Here is a 25,339-nt window from a genome sequence, read left to right as displayed (position 1 = left end):
TTAACAAAGGAAGAAGTAGATAAGTTGAAAGGACTTTTGTAACATATATAGAATTTGTATTATATGAAAATTGTCTTTAAAGGATATGGATAGTACCATACCAGCAACGTAATAATCCACCAAAAGTTATTGAAAAACAGTTGTATAATTATGGGAGAATGGTATACTGGAAGAAAAAGGTCGAATGTGGTTCTTTATAAATTAGTTTTCTGATAATGCAGAAAACTAATCACACAATTAGGAAAATATAGTGAAAGGAAAGTGTGATATATCATATAACTATCATACAATAAAGAATTATGGATAATGTATTGTTACTTAAGACAATCAATGAATTAAGTACTTATTCATTTCATATACCTGCTTATCAAAGAGGTTATAGGTGGTCTCATAAAGAAGTCATGGATTTACTTAATGATATTAATGATTTTGTACCAAGACTTGTTAATGAGGACACTAATGAAAAAACTTGGTATTGTCTTCAACCTATCGTTGTTAAGCAAAGTGGTGAGGAGTATGAAGTAATTGATGGGCAGCAAAGATTAACAACCATATTTTTGGTGTGGCATTACTTAAATCAAGATTTTGTAGAAAAAAAACGCGATAAACTATTTAATTTAAGTTATGAAACAAGGTTAAATACACAAAATTTTCTAAATAATTTGAATGATGATAATGAAATTAATGACAGTAACGTGGATTTTTATTATATTTCCATAGCATATAAAACTATTTGTGATTGGTTTGAGACTAGAGATATCAATTTTGATAGGGGTGAATTCCGGTCAAAATTCAAATTTTATTCTAAAGTAATTTGGTATGAAAGTTTTGAAGAGGATTCAATTGCTATTTTTACACGTATAAATATTGGGAAAATCCCATTAACAAACGCTGAATTAATCAAAGCATTATTTCTTAACAGCTCAAATTTTGAAAAAGCTGCTGAAGAGAAACTAAGATTAAGACAGCTAGAAATAGCATCCGAGTGGGACAATATAGAACAAAAATTACAAGATAATAGATTGTGGTTTTTTCTAACTGGGAACAAAAAAGAGACAAACAGAATTGAATTTATTTTTGATTTAATGAATGATGATGCGGATAATTCCGATACATATTCAACATTTAGATATTTCAGTAAAAAATTAAATGATAATAATATTGATGAAAATTGGAAAGAAGTAAAAAAATATTATCAAAGTTTTTTAGATTGGTATGATGATAGAGAACTATATCATAAAATTGGGTATATAATTTGTATAAGCAGTACAACGATAAAGAAGTTATATAATGTATCGATTACTTCAACAAAAAGTGAATTTAAAAATTATCTTGATGATGCAGTTAAATCGGAATTAAAAAATGTTAAGCTTGATGAGCTACAATATAGTGATAGAAAGAATGTAGAAAAAGTTCTGCTACTTTATAACATATTGACTATGATTAAAACAACCAAAGATAATTCATATTTTCCATTTGACTTGTATAAAACTGGGAGATGGGATATTGAGCACATCACTTCAATAAAAGACTCAATTCCAGATAAAAATCGTGAAGAATGGCTAAAAGACGCAATTCCTTTTATAGACGATTCATTCGTTGCTGGGACTGAACTAAAAGAAAGAGCAAAAGAATGTGATTGGAAAGACGAATCTGAATTCAAAAAGATATTTGAAGATATAGTAATGCATTTCAACCAATATATAAATGATGATGATATAAATGATATTACAAATCTAACTTTGCTAGATTCAAATACAAATCGAGGATATAAAAATGCTGTTTTTCCATTGAAGCGTAAAACAATAATAGATAAAGATAAGTCTGGTGTATTTATTCCTATATGTACTAAAAATGTCTTTTTAAAATATTTTAGTGATTATCCACCAAAAATATCTTTTTGGACCCAAGAAGACCGAGAAAAGTATGAACAAGATTTATATAATGTACTGAATGGATACATATCAGGAGGTCAGAATGATTAATGATAAATGTGAAGAAAAAATTATAAGTTTTATAGATTTATTAAGAGACCATAAGATTGAAATTCCTATAATCCAAAGAGATTATGCACAAGGTCGTGAGGAAAGCATAAAAATCCTGGAACATTTTCTTGAAGCTCTTTATTATAGTATAAAAAAGAGAAAAAATATTAGACTTGATTTTATCTATGGTAATATAGTAAACGGTTATTTTCAGCCATTGGATGGACAGCAAAGATTGACAACGCTCTTTTTACTTCATTGGTATGCATATATGCGTGATATTAATGAAATAAAAAATAATGATAAAGAAATTCTTTTAAATTTTACATATGAAACAAGAATTTCATCAAGAGAGTTTTGCAATGCTTTAGTTAGTAACACCATAAATATTCTGTATACCGATAAATGCATAAGTGACAAAATTATTGATTCAAATTGGTTCTTTCTATCATGGCAAAATGACCCAACAATTAAATCGATGTTAAATAGTATTGATAAAATTCATCAATATTTTTCGGAAATTGATGATTTGTGGGAAAATTTGGTTAACGGTAAATATATTACTTTTTACTATGTAGAATTAGAAAATATCGGATTAACTGATGATTTGTATATAAAGATGAATGCTAGAGGCAAATTATTAACTGCTTTTGAAAACTTTAAAGCTGAATTACAAAAGAAATGCTCTGAAGAAAATTGGGAAGATGGAAAAAGACCAGATGAAAAATTCTCATTTAAAATTGATACTGACTGGACGGATTATTTTTGGGAAGGAGGATATCGAAGAGATTACACTGTAGATTCTGCGCATATGCGTTTTATGACAGCGATAATAATGATTCGGATTGCGATTGAAAAAAGAGAAGATAGAGTTCAGCTGATACAGAAATTGAATGATAATACAGAATTTATTAATAGTACGTTAATTTCGCAGGATACTTTCTCATATTTAAAAAGATGTTATGAATTATACTGTGAAAAAACTGTAATGCATGAGACGCTAACTTTACCATTTCCATTATGGAGACATTCTACGAAAAGTTCTTTTCTTTCGGCAATTGTATATGATGAAGGTCAATATTCTCAAACACAAAGCGATAGCTCATATACAACAAAAGTTTTGTTTTATGCTCAGACAGAATACCTTTTAAAAAATGAAACATTTAACCAAGATAAATACTATGATTGGATGAGAGTGGTACGAAATATTGTTTCGAGAGGTGATGTCGACAAGGATGGAAAAAGACCGGATATTATTAGAAGTCCTCAAACCTTTTTAGGTGTTATTAATCTAATCAACGAATTAGTAGCAGGTTGTAGTGATATTTATGATTATCTCTATAACAACACTATAAAATCTACTTTTGCTAAAGAGCAAGTTGAGGAAGAAAGAACCAAGGCAAAATTAATTAATGAAAATCCAAATATAAAATTATTGATATTCAAAGCGGAAGATAATGAATTATTAAGAGGAAGTATCAGATTTATGCTATATTGTATTGATTATGATAAAGATTCTTTGCTTATTAATACATTTAACGAAGCTTTGTTTTCTGATGCACAGGAGGTTTTTGAAAGGTACTTTAACAAAGAATCTGAAATATCGCCTGATTTAAGGAGAGCATTTCTGTGTGTCAAAGCAAATGGTAAATATGAGTTTTATAATTATTGGTGGTCTAGATGGACAGTAAATGACGCAACTAAAAGAAAAGTATTAGATAATTATAGAGAACTAGAATATTTGATTTATAGTGATGAAAAGGAATATTTTAAGAATCTGATTTTGGCGTTAGTACAGAGTGATTTAAAATCATTTGTTACAACTTTCAACCCACCTGAGGATATGCCTAATTGGAAAAAACGCTTAATTAAAGAAGAAGCTTTACTTGACAATGCTAAATCGAATTATATTGCTATATCCGAAGACAACACATGCTGTTATCTTCTTAAAAGCAAGAGACCTAGGGATACGGAAGGTTGTATTGAAATTAGATAGTATCATAAACAGATGAAAATGGATGGATAACATAATAATATATAATAATTGTATTGAAAATATACATCAGACTTAATAGTATAATCATATGGTCTGAGACCACTATGTCCCGAGATACCTCGTCTCATCGTTGAGGTAACCCCGTTTATCCTCCAAGACATAATAGAAAATAATGCGAAAGCATCGTAGAAAACAGACCAAGATAGGGCATTTTATCGCCCCGTCTCAGGTCTGTTTTTAGAATCTTATAAGCTGGAATGATACAGCGCCTAAATATCATATTCGTGAGTGGGCACCGAAACATGAGAAGATGGGGAAAGGAATTATATTGACGAAGGAAGAAATAGAGAAACTGATATAGCTTCCAGTAAATATATAAACAGTAGATTATTACAAATAAGAAAAAAATTATTATTGGAAATATAATTAAGGACTTCTATGATTATGTCTTTACAATAGGAGTCCTTAATTAATTGATAGTGTCTCTTTTGAGTTAGTTGAATTAAGTATATTTTCAGTTTTAGATGTTCACAAAAAAACCGAAATGCAAAAACTCGAAAGCAACCTCGATACAACATTAGTAATTAGCGATACTGAGAATGAGGACCGCTATAATAAATTTATAGCTGAACAAAAAGATAAATCAAAGGTTTTGAATTTCAAACTGATAAAAGAGGCACGATAAAGAATTGGAGTAAGACAAAATTTACTGGTGTAAATGTGGAGTAAATGTAATGGTACTGGAGTAAATAAACGTAGGAAAGCCCCATAGACAAGGCATTGTAGGAATTCCATTTTCTGAACTGACAGTGTTATTATGTTTATCAGGTGACACCGTTTGAGTTATAGTGGCGTGCCCAGAAATGTTAGATATAATCCACTTATAGTGTGCAATAAGAAAAAGATGATTAAGAAAGAGGTATTCCTAGTGAATACCTTTTATTATAGCGCATGAAAGGAGGGCCTATGTTAATTGAATGTACCAAAAAATTATCAGAAGTAATGAAAATAAACTTAACTTCATATGATGAGTCAAAAGCAGATCCATTTTATGAATGGCATGCAAATGTATTTATGCTATTTAGAAGAAAAGGTGTTCTGTTAATGAATAATAAAACGAGATATTGTATTGTTCTTTATGGTTTAAAGATGGAACATTTTAAGAAGTTTGATGATATTGTATTAGATGCCATCGAAGAAACATTTTTAATAGAAGGATTGGCGAAAGAGGCGTAGAGGCATACATTGAAGATTGTGGTCAGGTACAATATACGAAAACTCATGATAGAAGAGTATTGGGACAGATGAAAGATTTTGATATTAATATTTCATGGCAGATTGAAGAGCATCTACCAACGCATAATCATAATCTAGTTATATTGAATCACTGGATTGGTTGTAATCTGATGTGCGGTTCCTTGAATTATGCTTATCCAATTGATTTATTAAGAAAGGAATTCGAGGATGTTTATGGGGGACTAAATTATCTGTAAAGATAAAGCTAAGGTTGAACTATGTGGGGATGTGATGAATTGGATTTACTGAAAATTCCATGTCTTTGAACTCACAAGTAAACTTTAAAGATAGCTTAACCCTATAATTGTAATAGTAGGGTTAATGTTATATAATATCATGATAGCATAACCTGAAAAGTTAAATAGACAGATTGGACGTAATGAAAATATAAATTTAGAAAGGGTACCACCATGTGTTTCTTTCACATGCAATGGTGATAATATGAAATCATTAGTAATTGCTGAGAAGCCCTCAGTTGGTAGAGATATAGCAAAAGTACTAAAATGTACAAAGAATATAAATGGAGCAATCGAAGGGGAACGTTATATTGTCACCTGGGGGCTAGGTCATCTAGTTACTTTAGCAGATCCTGAAGCTTATGATGAAAAATATAAGGAATGGAAAATGGAGCATCTACCTATGCTTCCTAAGAAGTTTGAATTAGTTGTTATGAAGCAAACTGGGAAACAATATCAAGTGGTTAAGATACAGATAAACAGGAAAGATGTATCAGAAATTATTATAGCGACCGATGCAGGTCGTGAAGGTGAATTAGTTGCAAGATGGATACTTGAAAAGGCAAATAATAAAAAACCAGTAAAGAGATTATGGATTTCTTCTGTAACAGATAAAGCAATCAAAGAAGGGTTTGCGCACCTAAAGGATGGAAAAGAGTATGAAAATCTTTATCAAGCAGCAGTAGCTAGGGCGGAATCAGACTGGATCGTTGGAATGAATGCTACAAGAGCTCTTACTGCAAAATATAACGCAAGTCTTTCTTGTGGTAGGGTTCAAACACCTACTCTCGCAATGATTGCTAAAAGGGAAGAAGAAATAAGAAGTTTTAAACCTGTTCCTTATTATGGGTTAATTGGTAGAGTGAATGGAATGACGATTACATGGAAAGACAAGAAATCTGGTAGTCATGTCACTTATGAAAAAGAAAAAATTGAAGAAGTATTAAAAGCTGTAACAGGAAAGAATGGTATTGTTACAGAAGTAAAATCAACAATGAAAAAGTCCTACTCCCCTGGGTTATATGATCTAACTGAGCTTCAAAGAGAAGCAAATATGCGTTTTGATTTTTCAGCAAAAGAAACTTTAAATATTATGCAACGTTTATATGAAAATCATAAAGTATTAACCTACCCAAGGACGGATTCAAGATACCTAAGTACAGATATCGTTGGAACTCTAAAGGAGCGACTGGAAGCTATTAATATTGGACCTTATAAAAAATTAGCAAGTACCTTAGCAAGAAAACCAATCACTACGAATTCAACCTTTGTAGACAATAAAAAAGTTAGTGACCATCATGCTATTATTCCAACGGAACAATATGTTCAACTAGATAATATGAGTTTAGATGAGAGAAAAGTGTATGATTTGGTAGTAAAAAGGTTCTTATCAGTATTATTTCCACCTTGTGAATATGAAGAAGCTTCAATAAAAGTACAAGTGGAAAATGAAGAATTCACCCTAAAAGGTAAGGTAATAAAGTCATTAGGATATAAAGAAGTGTATGCAAATTCAAATGATGAGGAAACAGAAGAAGAATCTTTACCAAAGTTAAACAAGGATGAAGTATTAAAAAACATCCAATTCTCTATCACTGAGGGCAAGACAAAACCTCCTGCGCCTTTTAATGAAGCAAGTTTATTATCTGCTATGGAAAATCCAATAAACTTTTTAGAAGACAAAGAAAAGGATATGGTAAAAACATTAGGAGAAACCGGTGGACTAGGAACGGTTGCTACCCGTGCTGATATCATTGAAAAACTTTTCAAATCTTTTTTAATGGAGAAACGTGGAAAGGATATTTTCGTTACTTCCAAGGGAAAACAGTTATTAGAACTAGTACCAGAGGATCTAAAGAAACCAGAATTAACTGCAAAGCTTGAGATGAAATTATCCCAAATAGCAAAAGGAAATCTAAAAAAACAAGTTTTAATGAATGATATGGTCGATTATACAAAAGAGATTATTGAAGAAATCAAAGAAGGTGCTGGTAAGTTCCGTCATGATAATTTAACCAATACCAAATGCCCAGAATGCGGTAAGAGAATGTTATTAGTAAATGGCAAAAACAGCAAGATGCTAGTCTGCCAGGACCGTGAATGTGGACATAGGGAAACAATAGAGAGAACTAGTAATGCAAGATGTCCTATCTGTCATAAAAAGATGGGGCTTAGAGGAAAAGGGGAAAGCCAGATATTTAGCTGTTCTTGTGGATACAAGGAGAAACTTTCAGCATTTACGGAAAGACGTAAAAAAGAAGGTGCTGGAGTTAATAAGAAAGACGTTGCTAAGTATTTGGATAAACAAAAGAAAGAAGCAAGTGAGCCATTAAATAATGCATTCGCAGAAGCTTTTGCAAAAATAAAATTGTAAAAGAATCTTTTATAGATTTGATTTTTTCCTTTACCATTTTAAAATTTAAAAGTCTATTAATACCTCCTGGTGTTCTTTTTAAATGACTGGCACTGGGAGGTTTTTTTGTAGCTTTCATTTTCTCGCGTACTTCACAAAAGAAACACGGTAACTAGGTTACAGATAAAATAAATCTAACCCTCTATAATAAACTTATCAAATATAAAGGGGTGTTGAGATGAAATCGAAAAATTGGATAGCGAAGGCACTTGTTTTAGGAACAGTGTTCTTCCTTGCAGCATTAATTGTAAAACCTGTTGGAGTATCTACACAGTTTTCAGTTCTATCAGGAATAGTCCATTCTACGATAGATCCAGACGTGATTTCGGAAGATAATTCTAGAGAGTCAGGATATAGAAGCAGTAATGCTTATTATGATAAGAGTGAAGGTAAATTAGCTAAGGATATAAAAAATCCACTGAATTATGATTTTATATTCGTATTAGCAATTCCAGTTGGCGCTTATATTGCCTATATGGTAACGAAAAAACGCAATAAAAAAGAGTTGGATGATACCTTAGAGCTGCATGAAATACCAGAAATACCTAAACTACCAAAACAGAAACAGAATTTAGCAAAGCTCTATTTACCAAGTTTTATAGGAGGTTTTTTACTTCTATATGGTGCACGTATGGCAGATGGATGTACCAGTGGCCATATGATGAGTGGAATAATGCAAGGATCGGTGAGTGGATATATCTTTGCAGCGGCTGTGTTTGCAGTAGCTATACCAACTGCAATTATTATAGGAATGAGACATAATTCAAAAGGAGGTGCAAAGTAATGGAAATCTTACTTGCAATTATTTTAGGAGGACTTTTCGGATTTGCTTTGTATCTGGTAGGTGCATCAAACCCTAAAAAGCTATTGTCGATGCTTCGTTTACAAGATTTATCATTAATGAAGATTATTGTATTTGGTATTGGATTTTCCAGCGTATTATTATCCATAGCAATTGCTCTTGGAATATTCAATATCTCACATTTAAGTATTAAATCTACCCATCTTGGCGTTGTGGTTGGTGGTCTAATCTTTGGATTTGGTTTTGGCTCCGTAGGTACTTGCCCAGGGACCTGTGTTGCCGCAACCGGCACAAATGGAATTCGTAAAGCGATTGCTGCGGTAATCGGTGGACTTGTAGGAGCATTTGCATTTTCATTGACATATGGTTTCTGGAAGAACACAGGATTATTTAAAGCAATGGACTTAGGCAAATTAACACTTTTTAATATATCAGATAAGTTCCCTTCGGTATTTGAAATCGGATATCTTGGATTGTTAATTGTAGGAATTTTATTGATGGTAGTAGCCTATGCGATTCCACTAAGAGGAAGAAAGAATAAAGTGAATTAATAATTTAATGTGCGTACAAATAGGAGTATAGCTATTTGTACGCATTATTTTTGTATTCTTAGAAAGGTGTAATCTAAAAGTGAAAATCTGTAGTGTGCCTTAGGGAAGGATCTAATGGCAATGTTCGTTTACTAAAATGGGACAAACGTTAAGTTATATAATTCGATGTTTTTACCAAAACTGAGAATTTCAAAGCCGCTGTATGTGATCCACATGGTCACATACAGCGGCTTTCCCCTTAATTATTCACATTAAAACCCCTGATAATTAAAATTTGATACTAAGTACTCTACGTTAATAAAAATATTACTAAGGTATAAAAATTCCTTAAAATCAAGCTTTCTCCGATTCAAAACTTAATACGTCAAAACGGATTAAATAGTATTATAACTACTGATAAAAAGAACAGTTTGTAACAGTAGCTCCTACAATTTTATCCTTGCTTGCCCCACCAGAAGAGATACAACCAGTAAATTTATGTTTTCCAGAAGCTGGTGCTGTTGGGAAATAGAAGTTTACGTTGTTTTTAGTTCCAGTACAATTTACTAAGGTAATATAACCTGTATTGTTATTTTGGTCAAAACCTCTAGAACGATTTCCTGTGGCAGTACAATTTTCAAGATAATGATTATCCGCTGAGTAATTTCCACCAACTTTAAAACCGTTTCCATTACCAGATCCTACTCCGCTATAGGATGCTTCACTGTCATATACCTTAACGATGTTTTTGGCGTCATAAAAGTCAAATCCATCGTCGGAATTATTGTATGCTTTGCAGGAAGTAAAAACATTTCCAGGTCCGATACTTAATTTCGCTGCAAAACCATCCGCATTCTCACCATTCGTTTTACTATCATAATTGTAAGTGGAAGTCACGCGAGTTATTGAATTATAAGATCCACCATTACTGATCTGTAAACCAGTATCTCCGCACTTGGTGATAAAACAATCTTGCACTCGGTTATTGTTTCCACTGATATGTATTCCGTTATCCCCTGCACCAGTTATCGTTAAACCAGCGATAATCCAATAATTACCTGATATTTGAAAACCTCTAGAACTATCTGCATATGCTTGGCTAGAGAAATCAATCACAGGACTATGTCCGCTATAGTTTAATATTTTTATTGGTTCAGATGCCGTTCCATTACTAGTTAGTTTAAATGTCGTAGAATAACTGTAAGTTCCATTTAAAACAAAAATTGTTGTTCCCGCACTAGCTTTCGTTAAAGCTTTTGTAAGAGTTTTAAAAGCTGTTGACTTCGTAGTGCCATTATTTGAGTCGCTACCTGTTGTTGAAACATAATAATATGTAGTTGCTGCCTTTGCAGGAACAGAGTGAAATAAACCAACAAACATTACACAAACAAGCAATAAACTTACTTTTTTCAATATTTTTGCCATTATAATTCCCCTTTATTTTATTATTTGTCTGTGAATAATTAAAGGTATCATGCTCTAAGCTTTGACTCGGTATTATCTTTCGTTTGAAATCAACCCTCCTTTTTTATAATATAAACTAACTAGTCTTATTTTTTGTCATTCTCATTTTAACATATATTGTAAGCGTTTACAATAAATAGAAACATACAAAATATACATTATTTTTACAAATAGTACGCTAAAATTTGTAAATCTCCTAGTTGATATATAACATGTATTTTGTAAATGGATTACTTATCTAAGCTCTTTTTTGACTCTTACATAAGTGATTGTTTATCCTTAGGATAAGAGAAGAGGATACGTACCTGTGAATCAGCAATGAGGATTGAAAAACATCATCTATACTGAATAATTTTCTATTGAATGAAAGACATCTTTGAATACACGGTAAGATAAGCATCTTGATTTTCTTTACGGATTAAATATGATGAAAATTATATGTTATAATACCAAGTGTTCAAGAGTTTAAACAGATTGGAGTATTAGTATGGCGAATACAATTTATGATATTGAAAGGTTGCAAGAAGAGTTCAAATCGTGTCAAAAGGTACTCACAGCACTTGGTGATGAAACAAGGCAGCATTTACTTTGTATTATGCTTAGTGGAGAATGCAGTGGAAGTAGAGTTGTTGATATTGCAGAGAAAACGAATTTATCAAGACCAGCGGTATCTCACCATATGCAAATATTAAAGGATACAGGAATTGTAAAAGCACGTAAAGAAGGTACCTTAATCTTTTATTACTTAGATCCAGAAGAATGTGAGATTGAAAAAATGATAACGCTCTTTTCTGATATAAAGAAAATCATGAAAAATGTTCCAGATAGAAGTGGAGAATATGATTGAATCAAGGGAGGAATTTTATATGGAATTATTACAAGCAATAGAACAGAGACACTCTGTTCGTGCATATACGGACAAATCTATTGATGATGAGGTGAAGACAGAATTAATGTCATATATTCAGAGTTGTAACAAAGAAAGTGGACTGAATATGCAACTTGTTGTGGATGAACCCAAGGGATTTGATGGATTGATGGCACACTATGGTAAGTTCACTGGTGTTAGAAATTATATCGCGATTGTCGGGAAGAAAAGCAGTGAGTTGGATGAAAAATGTGGATACTATGGTGAGAAAGTTGTATTAAAAGCTCAGCAACTAGGTCTTAATACTTGTTGGGTAGCTATGACATACAAAAAGATTAAGACTGCATTTGTGGTTAACCCAGGGGAAAAATTGTGCCTTGTGATTGCTATTGGATATGGAAAAACACAGGGAAATCCTCATAAATCAAAAGAGAAAGAAGCTGTAATGAAAGTAAAAGGTGAGACTCCTGAGTGGTTTCAAAATGGCGTTAATGCGGCATTACTTGCACCGACTGCGATGAACCAACAGAAGTTTTTGTTTTTACTTAATGGGGATAAAGTATCTACGAAGGCTGGTATTGGATTTTATAGTAAGATAGACTTAGGAATCGTGAAATACCACTTTGAGATAGGAGCAGGCACCAAAAACTTTCATTGGGAATAAAAGAAGATGATTAATTTATAAAAGAGTGCAAGCAAGCCGCTGGAAATAAATAAGATAAAATTTGATATGTCTACCTACAGTATAGTATAATAGGATAACTTGTTCCATTCTATATTGTAGGTTATTTTTTTATAAAAGAACCTCTATATAATAGTACATAATATGTATATTTTAATTTAAAACAGTGAAAGGTCAGCCATCCAAAATGAAACTACGCTCCGATATAATTGATTACTGCTTATGCCTTAAAGACGTCTACGAAGACTACCCCTTCCACGATACGAACTGGACTGTAATGCGGCATAAGGAAAATGAAAAAGTATTTGCATGGATCTATGAAAAGGACGGCTTGATTTGGATTAATGTAAAATGCAACCCAGAATCAAGGGACTTCTTTCGAACTGTATACACATCGGTAGTTCCAGCCTACCATTTGAACAAAGAACACTGGAATTCCATTATTTTAGATGGAACCGTTCCGAAAGATGATATAAAAAGTATGATAGAGGAGAGCTATTAGCTTACAAAAGGACGAAAAAAGAAACTATAGAATAAAATATACAGTGGCATGTATCATATTGCTATTTGTTGAGGTTCTGATTGCATTGTTTATACATGATAACTTTGTGCGCCCATATCTTGGAGATGTGTTGGTTGTTATCGTTCTTTACACTGCAATACGTATTATAATCCCAGTAAAATACGCCCTACTACCATTATATCTATTTATCTTTGCAGTAGGAGTGGAGGTTTTACAATATTTTAAACTGGTACAGGTGTTAGGATTGCAGAACAATTCATTCTTTCGAATCATTCTTGGTTCAACCTTTGATTGGAAGGATATTTTGTGTTATGGAGTTGGGTGTGCAATCTTAGGAGTCTATGAGTGGAGGGTAAGATATAGACGGTAAGGTATAAACGGTAAGGTATAAACGGTTAGATTAAAATCACAGAAGGATGTTAAGGCTAAATTCATAGTCCTTGCTTAATTATATTTGATAAAAATAAATAAAATATATTGCATAACAGCTTAATACCTAGCAATCGATGAGACTCCTTCTATAATATGAATAATTTATAAATATGGTGGAATTATTAACCTATCAACATATGGCTAAGTAACAAGGAATCAAAAAAGAAATGTATGCCTATGTTATCTTCATGAAAGCATTATTGAAGAAAATTTGATAGGAGTAGAAAACGAAGATGATAGAGAGAAAACAGATTCCACGTGATAAATGCATTGATAATACACTCACTTTATTAAAAGAAGGATATCTATTTATCCAAAACAGGCTGGAACGGTATTCCGCTGATTTATTTGAAACACGTTTACTCGGGAAAAGAGCTATTTGTATCAGTGGGAAAGAAGCGTCAAAGCTTTTTTACAATTCCTATTTAATGAAACGAAAAGGAGCTTTACCAAAGAGAGTACAGAAAACACTTTTTGGAGAAAATGCAATTCAAACGATGGACGGTCGGAAGCATCTTCACAGAAAGGAACTTTTCATGTCCATCCTAAATCAGGAACAGCAAGATAGGCTAACAAAGATTACAACGAAAAAATGGCAAGAGGCAATTGAAAGGTGGGAGAGAGTAGGGAAGGTTATCGTACTCTATGATGAAGTAAACCGTATTTTGTGCCAGTCAGTATGTGAATGGGCTGGGGTACCATTGTCAAACTCTGAAATTAATTATCGCTCCAAAGATTTTAGTACAATGGTGAATACGTTAAGTGCAGTTGGTCCGGAGTATTGGAGAGGGAAAAAAGCAAGAAGAAGGACAGAAAAGTGGATAAGAGGTATGATAGAAGGAACCAGGTCTGGTAAACTAAAAGCCGGAAGAAATTCGGCACTTCATCAGGTGGCTTACTATAAGGATTTCGATGGAAAACTACTGAATACTCAGATGGCTGCAGTAGAACTTATCAATGTTTTACGTCCAATCGTTGCAATTTCAACGTTCATAACCTTTACTGCTTTCGCATTATATGAACACAAAGAATATGTAAAAATATTACGATCCGGCAATGAAAGTATGCGTGAAATGTTTGTTCAGGAAGTAAGGCGTTACTATCCGTTCACCCCTTTTCTAGGTGCGATTACAAGGAAGAATTTTATGTGGAATGGATACAGTTTCAAAAAGGGTACGCTTGTAATACTTGATGTTTATGGTACAAACCATGATTCGCGGATTTGGAAAGATCCTTATAAATTCAGACCAGAGCGTTTTTCTGATAAGAAAGAGCATATATTTGATTTTGTCCCTCAAGGCGGAGGGGATCCTTCCAAGGGACATAGATGTCCGGGAGAAGGGGTTACGATAGAACTGATGAAGGTAAGCCTTAATTTTCTGGTAAATAAAATAGAGTTTAAGATCCCAAATCAAGACTTGTACTATAGTCTGGTAAAAATTCCATCGTTGCCTGAAAGTGGTTTCATTATGAGACATATTAAAACTCGTACGCCTAAGTAAGAATGTTTTTCGATAAGGGATGAAGAAAATATATCAAACAAGCATGATAAAAATATCTTCATATTAAAAGAGAATAGAGATATAACAAATAGACAATAGAAGTGAATTGAAAGAGAATAGAGATATAACAAATAGACAATAGAAGTGAATTGAAAGAGAATAGAGATAAACAAAAAGGCAATAAAGAGAAACGACGGCTAAATTTTATAATCAAAGCCGTCGTTTCTCTTTTACAAACAGTGTAAGTGCAATCTCATAGGATAAAGTCCCTTGTACGTCATACTTGATTTCTTTAGGAATTGAATATTTTTTTTACGATATCATAAGCAATTTTAGGTCTACGATATTCATCCACAACACCTTTATTATTATGGCATCTCGCTCTTGTTGCAAACCAAGGCCCTTCTTCCGTAACTCTGCAATCAGCAAACTGCCAGATAAAGACACCAATGATATGTTCATCGTTCATATAAACTTTTAAATTTTCTTCGATAATGTCTGCCTGCCTTTCTTCGCTCCATTTGCATCTGGTACGATCTCGATATCCATAGATGGCAGCAGCACCCACCTCGCTGACAATGATTGGCTTACCATCGCCACCAGAGTTTCTAATCCATTCAATTTCTTCCTCATTTCGTTCTTTCACTGGAACATCCTTATACCAACCAGAATACATATTAAAGGAAACAATATCAGGTAAATCAAGGCTTATATCAGTAAAATGTCTGCAAGTTGCGGAGGTAGTAGGACGTGATGTATCCATGCTTCTAATTTGATCATATTGTATCTGATATTTCATTCTGCCTTCTTGCGTTTCACTGGCACACTCATTTAAGATACCCCAGAGGATAATACAAGGATGATTGTAGTGATTTTCAACCATTTCTCGATTACAGTCCTCGCATTGTCTATCAAAGTTAGGATTTTGCATGTCTTCTAATAATAGCCCTCTCGCATGATTTTCTTCCCACACAAGAATACCGCGTTCATCGCATAAATCTAGGAAAATCTCATCGTTTGGATAGTGGCATGTTCTTAGTGCGTTTACGCCCATGTCTTGCATAAGGTCCATATCATGAACCATCAAAGTAAGAGGAATTGCACATCCGACAGTTGCATAGTCTTCATGACGGTTAAATCCTTTTAGAAAAACAGTTTCCCCATTTACTTGTAATTTTGTACCTATAATGTTTACAGTCCGAAATCCTACTCTTTCGATAAGATCATCAATTGATATATCACCAGAAGAAAGGATAGTATGTAAGGAATAAAGTTTAGGATTTTTATGAGACCAAGGAGTGATATCAGGAAATTTTTGCTTTAAGGATACCGTAGTTTCACTATCTCCTAAAACTTCTACGTCGGGAAAAGTCATCTCATAATGATCTAACGTGCTAACCAAATTAAATGTTGCTACATTTTTTGAGGTATTATGAATAGTAACATCTAATTGACCATACCATAGCCCGTCTTCCAAGGATGGAGTAAACCTAATTTGTTTTATATAGGTATCAGAGATACATGCTAGAGATACAGGCCTTGTGATACCTCCATAGGTATAATAGTCATTTGGTATATGTAATGCGGAATGTTCTCCAAAGCTGTTATCAACTAGTACTTTGATTTCATGTGTACCCTTCTCCACTTGTTTTATGATGGTACTAAAAGGTGTATAAGCATTATAATGCTTTGCGACAAGTTCGCCATCAAAATAAACAATCGCTGTATGGCTTATCCCTTTAAACTCAAGTCTTAAGGTGCTTGATTCGGTAATCACTATTGTTTTGCGGTAGGTTCCCTTTCCACGATAGGTGCTAAAATTAGGATGTTGTTCCCAACAACCAGGGACTGGTAATTGATACTTAGTGATATCACCCTCAGGAGAGAACTCCCACATACCATCCAGTTCCTTAATTTTTCGGATCTGATGCTGTTCAAACAATCGAATCATAAATTAATCTCCTCTCTGAAAACATGGTTATCTGTTGTTCTTACAAATTACGGTGCAAAAATCAGACTCTGATAAACAATATTATAAGAGGTTGACAGTAATAATAGCAATAATATATCATAGTCAATAACTGATATATCCTAGCCTGGAGGAGAATACATATGGAAATAATAAGAATCGGAAGCAACGGCACTCATGAGAAAGATTTTAAAGTATCAAGACCGAATGGTTATCCTTTCTACCTGTTTTTATTGATAAAAACACCTGCCTTATTTGTGATTGACGGGAAAGAGATAGTTGCAGAAAGTAGTTCCGCAATTATTTATGACATAGATTATCCGCAGCATTATTCTTCTTATAGTAATAACTACATAAACGATTGGATTCACTTTAGGACCGAAATAGGTACTGATTATTTTAATTCACTTCAGATTCCGTTAAATACCATCATAAAGATTTATGATGATACTTTTGTATGTGAACTGATACGATTAATGTCAAATGAATATTATTCAATCAACACTAAGAAAGAAATAACAATGAGTTTACTATTACAAACGATGTTTGTGAAATTAAGTGAAGTGATAAGCAACAGTGACTCAAAAAAATACATCAATCCGCATTATGCTGAGTTAGTTCGCTTACGGGAAGAAATCTATAGTAATCCTGGTCTGCAATGGCGGGTGGATATGTTAGCGGACCGGATGAATATGTGCAATACCTACCTGCAAAAGATATATAAAAAAACATTCGGAATTTCCTGTCTTTCGGATGTGATTGAGTGTAAAATAAGTTACGCAAAAGACCTTCTGTCAAAAACAAACATGCCAATAAAAGAAGTTGCCGAGGAATGTGGATACAAAAATGAGGTACATTTTATGAGGCAGTTTAAAAGTATAGTTGGGGTTACACCTTCAGAATATAGAAAAAATAGTTTTATAAAATGTTAATAAAAAAGCGTTATTGCGCTAGAATCGAGGTTACAATGTTAGAAAATATAAAAATAGGATTTATGGGGTTTGGTAATATGGTGCAGATTTACAGAAAACAAGAAATATGGTAATATATAGAAGAAAATTTCTTAAGGAACAGACTAAAGTTAGAGGAGAAACCATGAATAAGAATAAAGTAAAATGTGATTATCCGGTTTCAAAAACTTATCGTTTCTGGTGTGGTGGACATTTTAATATTATTATGAAATTATGCTTAGTCTAATGTTAAGAGTGAAAGAGGTGATATCCTCTCCATTAGATAGTGCAGATAAAATTCTTGTGTGTTTCTGTTTGAGATTGTATAAGCGTTATTTTATATAGATTAATAAGAGTATCTTAATAAAATTTTGTGGGGGAAGGGGGACTATGTATCAAACTGATCATAATAAAGAATGTAAAGCATTAGAAAAAGTCTATCTTGATAAGATTCAATTAACACCTTTGTCTGTTTCATTAAAAAATACAGAGAAAGAAGATCAGAACCTTATAAATAGCTGTAAAGAGTTTTACAGTTTTAAGAAAAATATGCTTGAGGATATGTATGAAAATTGGGAAGTTTACGGTATTCCGGTTGAACAGTAGGTTGGAGCAATTGGAGCTTGAAGTACAGCGGTACTGCTTACGTAATTTAAATTATTGTGTTGGATGCTCCATCTCACACAAAGGTGGAATAGCAGTTGTACTTGGGCAGAGGAAACGTTTGTGTGGAGGAATAGGAATAGACATTAATAATCCAAACGAGGATGAAATAGATATTATAAAAAGATTGATAGAGATACGCTGTGACATCATAGAGACGATAACTTAGAAAAGCGAACTCGCTATCATAAAGTAAAAGGGAGAAAAAGTTATTCAGTGCATTTGCTTTATAAATCGAATCATTCCTATGAAGGACAAACTAATATTTACAAATCTATAAAGAACTTCACTTAATATGAACACATCTTCATAATAAACGAAAAATAATGCTGATGATAATACTAAAAGAAAGATATTAAAACAATTTCGAGATTTAGGGACAATGTATCAGAAAATAGGATTGACTCAAGCACTAAAAAATAGTAAAATTATGGTAATACAAGTTGATTAGGAATACGCCATACGAAAGATATCGGGGGAATAATTATTGGAGGTTGAGTATGAGCAAGTATTCCAGAGAAAAGGTGATTCAAAGGATTAAAAAAAGTATTTATTCGAATGCAAATCAACTTAACATTGAACAGTGTTATTATGTTTGCGCGAATAAACAAGTATTTGATGAACTTTTGAAAAAGGAATGCCAGATCATCTTTGGGAGAAGGGGTACTGGTAAGACGACAACGTTAAAAGCGTTTACCCATTATGTCAATCAAGTCAGGAAAGAAGAACATCCGGCAGACTCCTGCTGGTATGTTAGGTTGGATGAGTGTATTCCAAATAGTATTGAGATAGTGAGTGGTGCATTAGAAGATAATATAGCATATTGCGTTCAAAATATGCTATTAGAATTTACGACTTTTTTAATGAATGAATTTACACAGAAAGAAAAGACATTACGTCCAAAGCCTAAGAAGTTCGGTCAGGTTGAGGATGATATTTTAAAGTTAGCTCAACTGATCGAAGAAGGTAAAAAAAAGATTACATTGTTGACTGGGACAGAAAGCTCGCAGCATACCAATGTCAAAGAAGTTGAGTTTAGCCTAAGTGCAGATTCCAGTGGACAGTCGCAATCGAATCACTTATTATCAAGACTTCTTTCTATGAGATTTTCCTTTGGGAAAAAAGCAGGTCGTGAGGTTAAAACAACGAAGGATAAGCAATATGTCTATCGTATCGATATTAGTGAGATTAGAAGAAATGTTGAAAAGATTCTAAAGACGATGGGATATCGTACTCTATATATCTGCATTGATGAGTTTACTCAGATCGATAGAGATACCTCTACTACGATACAGCCCAAAGTAGCTCAAGTATTGAAACAACTGTTTTTTAGTTCCAGTATTATCGTAGTTAAGATAGCATCTGTTTGGTCGGAATATCGTATGCAAACGAGGCAAGAAGGCGGTTTTCGAGAAGGAATTGAGCTTTCACAGGATATCTTTAAGCATAACAGCATTAACTTTGATTGTATGTTTGATTATAACAATGAAAAGGCATATCAATTCTTTAAAGATGCAATGTTAAACTTCTTTTTATTTGAAATGAAGCACGAGGAATTTATTCAACTGCCAAATGGTTTGATTGTTTCTCCAAGAATTGTTATGACGGAGGAAGAGCGAAATGGATTGTCAAATTACCTTGTAGAACTATTATTTTCCAAAGATAGTTTTAAACATCTAATCTGTGGCTCACAAGGAATTCCTAGGGTTTTTGGTATTTTACTAGTGGTATGTTTTGATAAACTAAAAGAGGTAAGGAAAGATAAAGTTACGGTTGAAATTGTATTTGACAGTATTATGGATAACTATTTTGATGAGGTTAGACAGTCCATACCGGAGTCCTCTGCAATTTTTACCGGAATAGAAGCTTATATTGGAAAGACAAAAAATCGATTTTTCTTATTAAGCATTACGGATTATTATACGGTTTCGTTCTATTTTGATCGATTGGTAGCTGTTAATGCACTATATGAATATGCCAGCAAGGTTATTCCGAGGGAATTAAGAAATACTTATAAGCTATATTGTGTACACTATGGGAACTATCTTGATTGCTTTAAACGTGGGATGTCAAAGTTAAATAATGACACTATGGTAGGGCAGGGATTTTTATTCCCTAAGTTTCCAGATGATATGGTAACAAGTCCGAAAAATTACGTATTTACATTACCACAGAATTTGTTAGAGGATGCACTCTGTTCTGTTTGTAAGAAGGAAATCATAAAAGAAAGACTAAGGAATCATCTTGAGGAAAAGGTAGAAGAAATAAAAGTGCCATGAGATGTAATCGAATACTTTTTCGTTTTAATCTAACTCAAACAAGAGAAAGCATTCTTCGTAGGCACCTCTCTGTCATGAAAAGAAGAGTTCCTTATTCGTTTAATTTCAAAGAATAAGGAACTCTTTCTCTTTCTTGTATGCTTTTTTATTGCTGCATTAACTACAAAAATCTCCCGATGCAAAATAAATTCGAAAGAAATATAGCTATCTTTATTCTTTTAAATTAAGTAATTTGTTGTTACAATAATAACATGATAAGTTCAACGGTGTAACTTATTGTGAAAATGATTATGTTTGTTGGTCAGCTCCGGTGGAGGGTTTGTCGGATTAGAGATATGAGGGGGTTATTTATATAAAAGATCAGCATTCTCATCAAACAGAGAAAAATTATCTCTATGCACCCGATGTGACCCAAGGTCCTGACGGAAGATACTACTTATATTATTTCGCCGCGCATTCCTCTGTGATATCAGTTGCAGTTTGTGACACACCAGCGGGGAAATATCAATATTATGGTGATGTGAAGAATAAAGTGGTGCTAGGAATGGAGTTTTTCCTCTTTATTTTTCATTTGAGGGAGATGGATGTCTCGATATGCTTTGCTTTGAGTGCCTTGTTTAAATCGGGGCTCAACGGGTATACAGGATGGAACAATCCATATATAAAAACTGGAATATGCAATTAAATATTTACATATCCCAGCATTTATGATATACCCCTATAGAAGAGATGTTTATGTGATTTTCCATTCTCCCATCTCAATTGCCTTTGTTGCTTTTAGTAAATACATAGTGATTATGGTAAGTGCAAATGCGCATATGATGATTAAGGCGATATCTGGAATCGGTAAGACCGTTCGAAGGAATAAATAAACACGGTGGATGACAGAGGTAGCAAAAAAGGTAATGATACTTGGCTTTAGTAGGGAGTTCACAGCATCTAATGAAAACGATATATTTTTCACCACAATAAAGACATCAAGTGCAGTGATTAACAATTGGCTGATAAGGACACTGATAAAATATCCATAGATTCCGTACTTTGGAATGACAAGCGCAAGCAATATAATCCGAAAGGATAAGCCAACGACTGAATTAAGGAATGTTAAGTGAGCTTTTCCTAATCCGTTGATAATACTACTCAGAGTTGTTGCAGTATAGAGAAATGGACAGAGCCAAGCTAATATCATTAAGTAAGTGCCAGCTTCCTCAATATGAAACACAGACATACCTAAAGGTGAACCAAAGAACAGGAAAAATCCAGTACTAAAGATACCTAGAATTAAGCTGTATTTGATCGAGACTGAGACGGTACGTGATATGAGTTTCATATTCTGCTTTGCGGAAGCTTCTGAGATTGCTGGAAGTAGTAAGACGGATAATGAATTTGTTATCGTCGATGGGAACAGCAAGAATGGAATTGCCATACCATTTAAGATACCAAATAAGCTCAAAGATTCGGAAGCGGATAATCCTGACTTTTGGAGCATGGCAGGAATTATTATTGCTTCAAAGCTATGTAACACACTGATAAAAAGTCGATTTGCTGTGAGGGGAACACTCATGTTTACAAGAGCGCGAAGAAAACGGCTTTGATATTGTTTCTGTTCTCCTTTCGAAGGTTTTGGCTCATTTTTATGTACTGTAAGAGAAATTAAATTGAAAATATTAGAAGCAATTTCACCAACAACAATACCAGCAACAGCAAGTTCACAAGTAGCTTTTATTTCTCCTCCGCCAAAATAGAGTGCTACAACATAGACGAATGCTACTCGGATGATTTGTTCTACCAACTGTGTTAAAGCAGGAACACCGGCTTTTTTTAGTCCGTAGTAATATCCGTTAATACAGGCAGTGATGCCACAGAACGGAAAGACATAAGCGAGAATGCGAAGGGATGGTGCACTCTCTGCATGAAGCAAAAGTTTGGTAGCGATAAGATCACTTGAATGAAAGATGAGGATGGAGAGGATAATTGCTATGGTAACCGATAATAAGATCCCAGTCTTTAATACTCGTTTGGCACCCTTCGTGCTACTTTTCGTTGCTTCTTCTGCGACGAGTTTTGAAATGGCTGTCTGAATACCGGAGGCGTAAATGGTGTAGCATATTCCATAAACGGGAAAGATTAATTGATATAGTCCAAGGATTTCCGCACCCAAAGCTTTTGATAGAAAGATTTTATAAAAAAATCCAATCAGCCGGGTAAGCAGCCCTGCAACCGTGAGAATCAGGGTACCTTTGATAATTGTATTTTTACTCATGCGTACAGTCTCCTTTGGGATGTCTTGCACAGTGGAATTATTAAAATATATTCAAAAAGTGCGAAGATATACGTTATGGATCAAAGTTGATGTGATGAGGTCAAAAAATGTCATAAATCTTTCGATACAGGGATTGACAAACCACTGAACTGAGAGTAAAATGACCATATCATAGTAAATCACTAGGATATAACCGAATTGTCGAAATAATGGTATATTAGGAAAGAAAAACCGATAGGAAATAATAGAGGCCTTGGCCTTTCTTTCACAAGCAAATTAACAATGCGTAGAATATATCAAAAGCTCGTTGAATGTTCCTTCGCTACGTAAATGATAAGCAAAGGCAATCCGAAGATTAAAAAGTGTTGGAAACTTCCCTTTTGAAGGAAAGATTATGGCTTTTATCTGTAAAAAGGAAAAAACGAGCAAATGAATTAGTATATCGTATGATTTTATATCATATGGAAATAATAGAAAGAATGTAGTTCAAAGACATAAAATTAGTCAGAATGAACCAAAACAGGATAGAGAAAAGAGGAGATCGGAATGAGTAGAATGATATATTTAGATAATGCTGCTACCACTCAGACCAGACCGGAAGTAGTAGAAGCTATGTTACCATATTTTTGTGAAAACTATGGTAATCCATCCAGTGTGTATGAAATAGCAACAAGAAGTAGAAAAGCAGTAACAGAGGCAAGAGATGTTATTGCGAAGACCTTAGGTTGTGAGAATAATGAGATATATTTTACCGCTGGTGGCTCTGAGTCTGATAACTGGGCAATTAAGGGTGTCGCAGAAGCTTATCGTGATAAGGGGAATCATATCATTACAACTAAGATTGAGCATCATGCAGTTTTGCATACTTGTGAGTACTTACAGAAACATGGATATGAGGTTACTTATCTTGAGGTGGATGAAAACGGAATTGTAAAACTTGATCAATTAAAGGCTGCAATTCGTCCGACTACTATTTTAATATCGATCATGTATGCAAACAATGAAATCGGTGCGATACAGCCAGTAAAGGAAATTGGCGAAATTGCAAAGCAGCATAATGTATTATTCCATACCGATGCAGTTCAGGCATTTGGGCAATTACCAATTGATGTGAAAGAACTTGGTATTGATTTATTAAGTGCCAGTGGTCATAAATTAAACGGTCCAAAGGGAATTGGATTCCTCTATATAAAAAATGGTCTTAAGCTTCGCTCCTTTGTTCATGGTGGTGGGCAGGAAAGAAAACGAAGAGCAGGTACTGAAAATGTACCAGGTATTGTTGGATTTGGTAAGGCAGTTGAAATGGCAGCGTCCAATTTAAAAGAAAGAACAGAGCGAGAAATTGAACTTAGAGACTATCTTATTGAACGAGTATTAAAAGAAATTCCATATACTAGATTAAATGGTCATCGTAAGAATCGTTTACCGAATAATGCAAACTTTAGTTTCCAGTTTATCGAGGGGGAGTCACTTCTAATCATGCTCGATATGCAGGGAATTGCAGCATCCAGTGGTTCTGCTTGTACTTCTGGATCCTTAGATCCATCTCACGTTTTACTTGCAATCGGATTGCCACATGAAATTGCACATGGCTCTTTAAGACTAACGTTAAGTGAAGATACAACCAAAGAAGATATCGATTACACCATCGATAAGATGAAAGAGATTGTTGATAAATTAAGACAGATGTCACCATTGTATGAAGACTTTATGAAGAAGCTAAAAAAGAATCGTACCGAATAATTTGATAGATAACATACTAATATAATTGAAAAGATAGATGGAGGAACAGTTATGTATACAGAAAAAGTAATGGATCATTTTCAACATCCTAGAAATGTTGGTGAAATAGAAAATGCGAGCGGTGTGGGAACCGTAGGAAATGCAAAGTGCGGAGATATCATGAGAATGTATCTTGATATTGATGACAACCAAGTGATTCAGGATGTTAAATTCAAAACTTTTGGTTGTGGTGCAGCAGTTGCAACAAGTAGTATGGCAACAGAGCTAGTGAAAGGCCTTACTGTACAAGAGGCATTAACAGTAACAAATAAAGCAGTTATGGAGGCTCTTGATGGCCTTCCTCCAGTAAAGGTACACTGTTCCTTATTGGCAGAAGAAGCGATTCATGCAGCTCTTTGGGACTATGCCGAAAAGCATGGTATTCATATTGAAGGTCTACAAAAGCCAAAGAATGACATTCATGAAGATGAGGAAGTAGAAGAGGAGTATTAATCACTCGCTGAATCAAACATCAATGACAAAGGATATTTTAAGCAAGATGTGACACCCCCCCTGGCTCATCTTGTTATGAATAACAACAAGGTGCTGTTTTATATCTTAGGATAAAACGGTACCTTGTTGATTTTTCATTCATGACAAGAACAAGGTCACATGTCGTATTTTTTTTACTAAGGTCTAGTAATTACTTGCATTTGTTTGTATTATTATAGTATTGTTAGGAAAAATTTGATTATTATTTGTAT

20 protein-coding genes and 1 pseudogene are annotated in these 25,339 nt (G+C 33.7%); 18 read left to right on the top strand and 3 right to left on the bottom strand.

What is annotated here, in order from left to right:
* Positions 1 to 299 precede the first annotated feature (299 nt).
* The 7 genes and pseudogenes from CC92_RS0106120 (at position 300) to CC92_RS0106090 (ending at position 9,279) form a co-directional block, all read left to right on the top strand.
* The gene (locus CC92_RS0106120; protein ID WP_029503848.1) at positions 300 to 1,985 is read left to right on the top strand and encodes a DUF262 domain-containing protein; all 1,686 of its coding nucleotides are present in this window, start codon (positions 300 to 302) and stop codon (positions 1,983 to 1,985) included.
* A complete protein-coding gene (locus tag CC92_RS0106115; RefSeq protein ID WP_029503849.1) occupies positions 1,978 to 3,981 on the top strand; it encodes a GmrSD restriction endonuclease domain-containing protein in 2,004 nt (667 codons plus the stop codon). Before CC92_RS0106120 ends, CC92_RS0106115 begins: the two co-directional genes overlap by 8 nt.
* Before the next feature lie 247 nt (positions 3,982 to 4,228).
* Positions 4,229 to 4,342, top strand: coding sequence for a PC4/YdbC family ssDNA-binding protein (locus CC92_RS22080; RefSeq protein ID WP_081842035.1), 114 nt, complete (start codon positions 4,229 to 4,231; stop codon positions 4,340 to 4,342).
* Positions 4,343 to 4,932: 590 nt separating this feature from the next.
* Positions 4,933 to 5,474, top strand: a pseudogene (locus CC92_RS23605) (DUF6933 domain-containing protein).
* Between the two features lie 244 nt (positions 5,475 to 5,718).
* Positions 5,719 to 7,887: a DNA topoisomerase III gene (locus tag CC92_RS0106100; RefSeq protein ID WP_029503852.1), complete on the top strand. Its 2,169-nt coding sequence runs from the start codon at positions 5,719 to 5,721 to the stop codon at positions 7,885 to 7,887.
* Between the two features lie 217 nt (positions 7,888 to 8,104).
* Positions 8,105 to 8,710, top strand: a complete 606-nt coding sequence (locus CC92_RS0106095; RefSeq protein WP_034218449.1) for a YeeE/YedE thiosulfate transporter family protein — start codon at positions 8,105 to 8,107, stop codon at positions 8,708 to 8,710.
* On the top strand, positions 8,710 to 9,279 hold the full coding sequence (locus CC92_RS0106090; protein WP_029503854.1) for a YeeE/YedE thiosulfate transporter family protein: 570 nt from the start codon (positions 8,710 to 8,712) through the stop codon (positions 9,277 to 9,279). The genes CC92_RS0106095 and CC92_RS0106090 overlap by 1 nt, the downstream gene beginning before the upstream one ends.
* A 390-nt stretch (positions 9,280 to 9,669) precedes the next feature.
* Here CC92_RS0106090 and CC92_RS0106085 read toward each other — a convergent pair whose 3' ends face one another.
* The gene (locus CC92_RS0106085) at positions 9,670 to 10,683 is read right to left on the bottom strand and encodes a right-handed parallel beta-helix repeat-containing protein (protein WP_029503855.1); all 1,014 of its coding nucleotides are present in this window, start codon (positions 10,681 to 10,683) and stop codon (positions 9,670 to 9,672) included.
* A 526-nt stretch (positions 10,684 to 11,209) separates the two neighbouring features.
* Between CC92_RS0106085 and CC92_RS0106080 the strand changes: the two genes are divergently transcribed.
* From CC92_RS0106080 to CC92_RS0106060, 5 genes are all read left to right on the top strand, one after another.
* Positions 11,210 to 11,569 carry an ArsR/SmtB family transcription factor gene (locus CC92_RS0106080; RefSeq protein ID WP_029503856.1) on the top strand — a complete coding sequence of 120 codons (360 nt, stop codon included), beginning with the start codon at positions 11,210 to 11,212 and terminating at the stop codon, positions 11,567 to 11,569.
* A 19-nt stretch (positions 11,570 to 11,588) separates the two neighbouring features.
* On the top strand, positions 11,589 to 12,254 hold the full coding sequence (locus CC92_RS0106075) for a nitroreductase family protein (RefSeq protein ID WP_029503858.1): 666 nt from the start codon (positions 11,589 to 11,591) through the stop codon (positions 12,252 to 12,254).
* Positions 12,255 to 12,459: 205 nt separating this feature from the next.
* Positions 12,460 to 12,774: an MmcQ/YjbR family DNA-binding protein gene (locus CC92_RS0106070; protein ID WP_029503859.1), complete on the top strand. Its 315-nt coding sequence runs from the start codon at positions 12,460 to 12,462 to the stop codon at positions 12,772 to 12,774.
* Positions 12,775 to 12,829: 55 nt separating this feature from the next.
* Complete coding sequence (locus CC92_RS0106065; protein WP_420358858.1) at positions 12,830 to 13,165, top strand: DUF2809 domain-containing protein; 336 nt, start codon at positions 12,830 to 12,832, stop codon at positions 13,163 to 13,165.
* Positions 13,166 to 13,460: 295 nt separating this feature from the next.
* The gene (locus tag CC92_RS0106060) at positions 13,461 to 14,729 is read left to right on the top strand and encodes a cytochrome P450 (protein WP_029503861.1); all 1,269 of its coding nucleotides are present in this window, start codon (positions 13,461 to 13,463) and stop codon (positions 14,727 to 14,729) included.
* A gap of 292 nt (positions 14,730 to 15,021) precedes the next feature.
* Here CC92_RS0106060 and CC92_RS0106055 read toward each other — a convergent pair whose 3' ends face one another.
* Positions 15,022 to 16,680 (bottom strand): glycoside hydrolase family 2 protein, encoded by a 1,659-nt coding sequence (locus CC92_RS0106055; RefSeq protein WP_029503862.1) that lies wholly within the window; start codon positions 16,678 to 16,680, stop codon positions 15,022 to 15,024.
* A gap of 161 nt (positions 16,681 to 16,841) precedes the next feature.
* On the opposite strand from CC92_RS0106055, the gene CC92_RS0106050 reads away from it, so the two are divergent.
* The 4 genes from CC92_RS0106050 to CC92_RS0106040 all read left to right on the top strand — a co-directional run bounded on the left by CC92_RS0106050 (position 16,842) and on the right by CC92_RS0106040 (position 20,590).
* On the top strand, positions 16,842 to 17,630 hold the full coding sequence (locus CC92_RS0106050) for an AraC family transcriptional regulator (RefSeq protein WP_029503864.1): 789 nt from the start codon (positions 16,842 to 16,844) through the stop codon (positions 17,628 to 17,630).
* Between the two features lie 408 nt (positions 17,631 to 18,038).
* Complete coding sequence (locus tag CC92_RS0106045; RefSeq protein ID WP_029503865.1) at positions 18,039 to 18,254, top strand: hypothetical protein; 216 nt, start codon at positions 18,039 to 18,041, stop codon at positions 18,252 to 18,254.
* Positions 18,214 to 18,480 carry a hypothetical protein gene (locus tag CC92_RS22470; protein WP_155998408.1) on the top strand — a complete coding sequence of 89 codons (267 nt, stop codon included), beginning with the start codon at positions 18,214 to 18,216 and terminating at the stop codon, positions 18,478 to 18,480. Before CC92_RS0106045 ends, CC92_RS22470 begins: the two co-directional genes overlap by 41 nt.
* Positions 18,481 to 18,811: 331 nt before the next feature.
* Positions 18,812 to 20,590 (top strand): hypothetical protein, encoded by a 1,779-nt coding sequence (locus CC92_RS0106040; protein ID WP_029503866.1) that lies wholly within the window; start codon positions 18,812 to 18,814, stop codon positions 20,588 to 20,590.
* Between the two features lie 733 nt (positions 20,591 to 21,323).
* On the opposite strand, the gene CC92_RS0106035 is transcribed toward CC92_RS0106040, so the two are convergent.
* Entirely contained in the window at positions 21,324 to 22,853 is a 1,530-nt protein-coding gene (locus CC92_RS0106035; protein WP_051650805.1) for a putative polysaccharide biosynthesis protein, read from the bottom strand.
* Positions 22,854 to 23,399: 546 nt separating this feature from the next.
* Here CC92_RS0106035 and nifS point away from each other — a divergent pair.
* The gene (nifS, locus tag CC92_RS0106030; RefSeq protein WP_029503868.1) at positions 23,400 to 24,596 is read left to right on the top strand and encodes a cysteine desulfurase NifS; all 1,197 of its coding nucleotides are present in this window, start codon (positions 23,400 to 23,402) and stop codon (positions 24,594 to 24,596) included.
* A 51-nt stretch (positions 24,597 to 24,647) separates the two neighbouring features.
* Positions 24,648 to 25,088: a Fe-S cluster assembly scaffold protein NifU gene (nifU, locus tag CC92_RS0106025; protein ID WP_029503869.1), complete on the top strand. Its 441-nt coding sequence runs from the start codon at positions 24,648 to 24,650 to the stop codon at positions 25,086 to 25,088.
* Positions 25,089 to 25,339: the final 251 nt, after the last annotated feature.

The organism is Lachnoclostridium phytofermentans (assembly GCF_000733755.1).
GTDB lineage: Bacteria > Bacillota > Clostridia > Lachnospirales > Lachnospiraceae > Lachnoclostridium > Lachnoclostridium phytofermentans_A.
This window is presented reverse-complemented; position numbering and strand designations above follow the sequence as displayed.

What these genes read in the sequence shown, in the direction of transcription:
- CC92_RS0106040 (WP_029503866.1), top strand. Translation starts at nt 18,812, where the DNA reads ATGAGCAAGTATTCCAGAGAAAAGGTGATTCAAAGGATTAAAAAAAGT.
- CC92_RS0106115 (WP_029503849.1), top strand. Translation starts at nt 1,978, where the DNA reads ATGATTAATGATAAATGTGAAGAAAAAATTATAAGTTTTATAGATTTA.
- CC92_RS0106090 (WP_029503854.1), top strand. Translation starts at nt 8,710, where the DNA reads ATGGAAATCTTACTTGCAATTATTTTAGGAGGACTTTTCGGATTTGCT.
- nifU (WP_029503869.1), top strand. Translation starts at nt 24,648, where the DNA reads ATGTATACAGAAAAAGTAATGGATCATTTTCAACATCCTAGAAATGTT.
- CC92_RS0106055 (WP_029503862.1), bottom strand. Translation starts at nt 16,680, where the DNA reads ATGATTCGATTGTTTGAACAGCATCAGATCCGAAAAATTAAGGAACTG.
- CC92_RS0106070 (WP_029503859.1), top strand. Translation starts at nt 12,460, where the DNA reads ATGAAACTACGCTCCGATATAATTGATTACTGCTTATGCCTTAAAGAC.
- CC92_RS22470 (WP_155998408.1), top strand. Translation starts at nt 18,214, where the DNA reads ATGAAAATTGGGAAGTTTACGGTATTCCGGTTGAACAGTAGGTTGGAG.
- CC92_RS0106075 (WP_029503858.1), top strand. Translation starts at nt 11,589, where the DNA reads ATGGAATTATTACAAGCAATAGAACAGAGACACTCTGTTCGTGCATAT.
- CC92_RS0106035 (WP_051650805.1), bottom strand. Translation starts at nt 22,853, where the DNA reads ATGAGTAAAAATACAATTATCAAAGGTACCCTGATTCTCACGGTTGCA.
- CC92_RS0106095 (WP_034218449.1), top strand. Translation starts at nt 8,105, where the DNA reads ATGAAATCGAAAAATTGGATAGCGAAGGCACTTGTTTTAGGAACAGTG.
- CC92_RS0106060 (WP_029503861.1), top strand. Translation starts at nt 13,461, where the DNA reads ATGATAGAGAGAAAACAGATTCCACGTGATAAATGCATTGATAATACA.
- CC92_RS0106100 (WP_029503852.1), top strand. Translation starts at nt 5,719, where the DNA reads ATGAAATCATTAGTAATTGCTGAGAAGCCCTCAGTTGGTAGAGATATA.
- CC92_RS0106080 (WP_029503856.1), top strand. Translation starts at nt 11,210, where the DNA reads ATGGCGAATACAATTTATGATATTGAAAGGTTGCAAGAAGAGTTCAAA.
- nifS (WP_029503868.1), top strand. Translation starts at nt 23,400, where the DNA reads ATGAGTAGAATGATATATTTAGATAATGCTGCTACCACTCAGACCAGA.
- CC92_RS0106120 (WP_029503848.1), top strand. Translation starts at nt 300, where the DNA reads ATGGATAATGTATTGTTACTTAAGACAATCAATGAATTAAGTACTTAT.
- CC92_RS0106050 (WP_029503864.1), top strand. Translation starts at nt 16,842, where the DNA reads ATGGAAATAATAAGAATCGGAAGCAACGGCACTCATGAGAAAGATTTT.
- CC92_RS0106045 (WP_029503865.1), top strand. Translation starts at nt 18,039, where the DNA reads ATGTATCAAACTGATCATAATAAAGAATGTAAAGCATTAGAAAAAGTC.
- CC92_RS0106085 (WP_029503855.1), bottom strand. Translation starts at nt 10,683, where the DNA reads ATGGCAAAAATATTGAAAAAAGTAAGTTTATTGCTTGTTTGTGTAATG.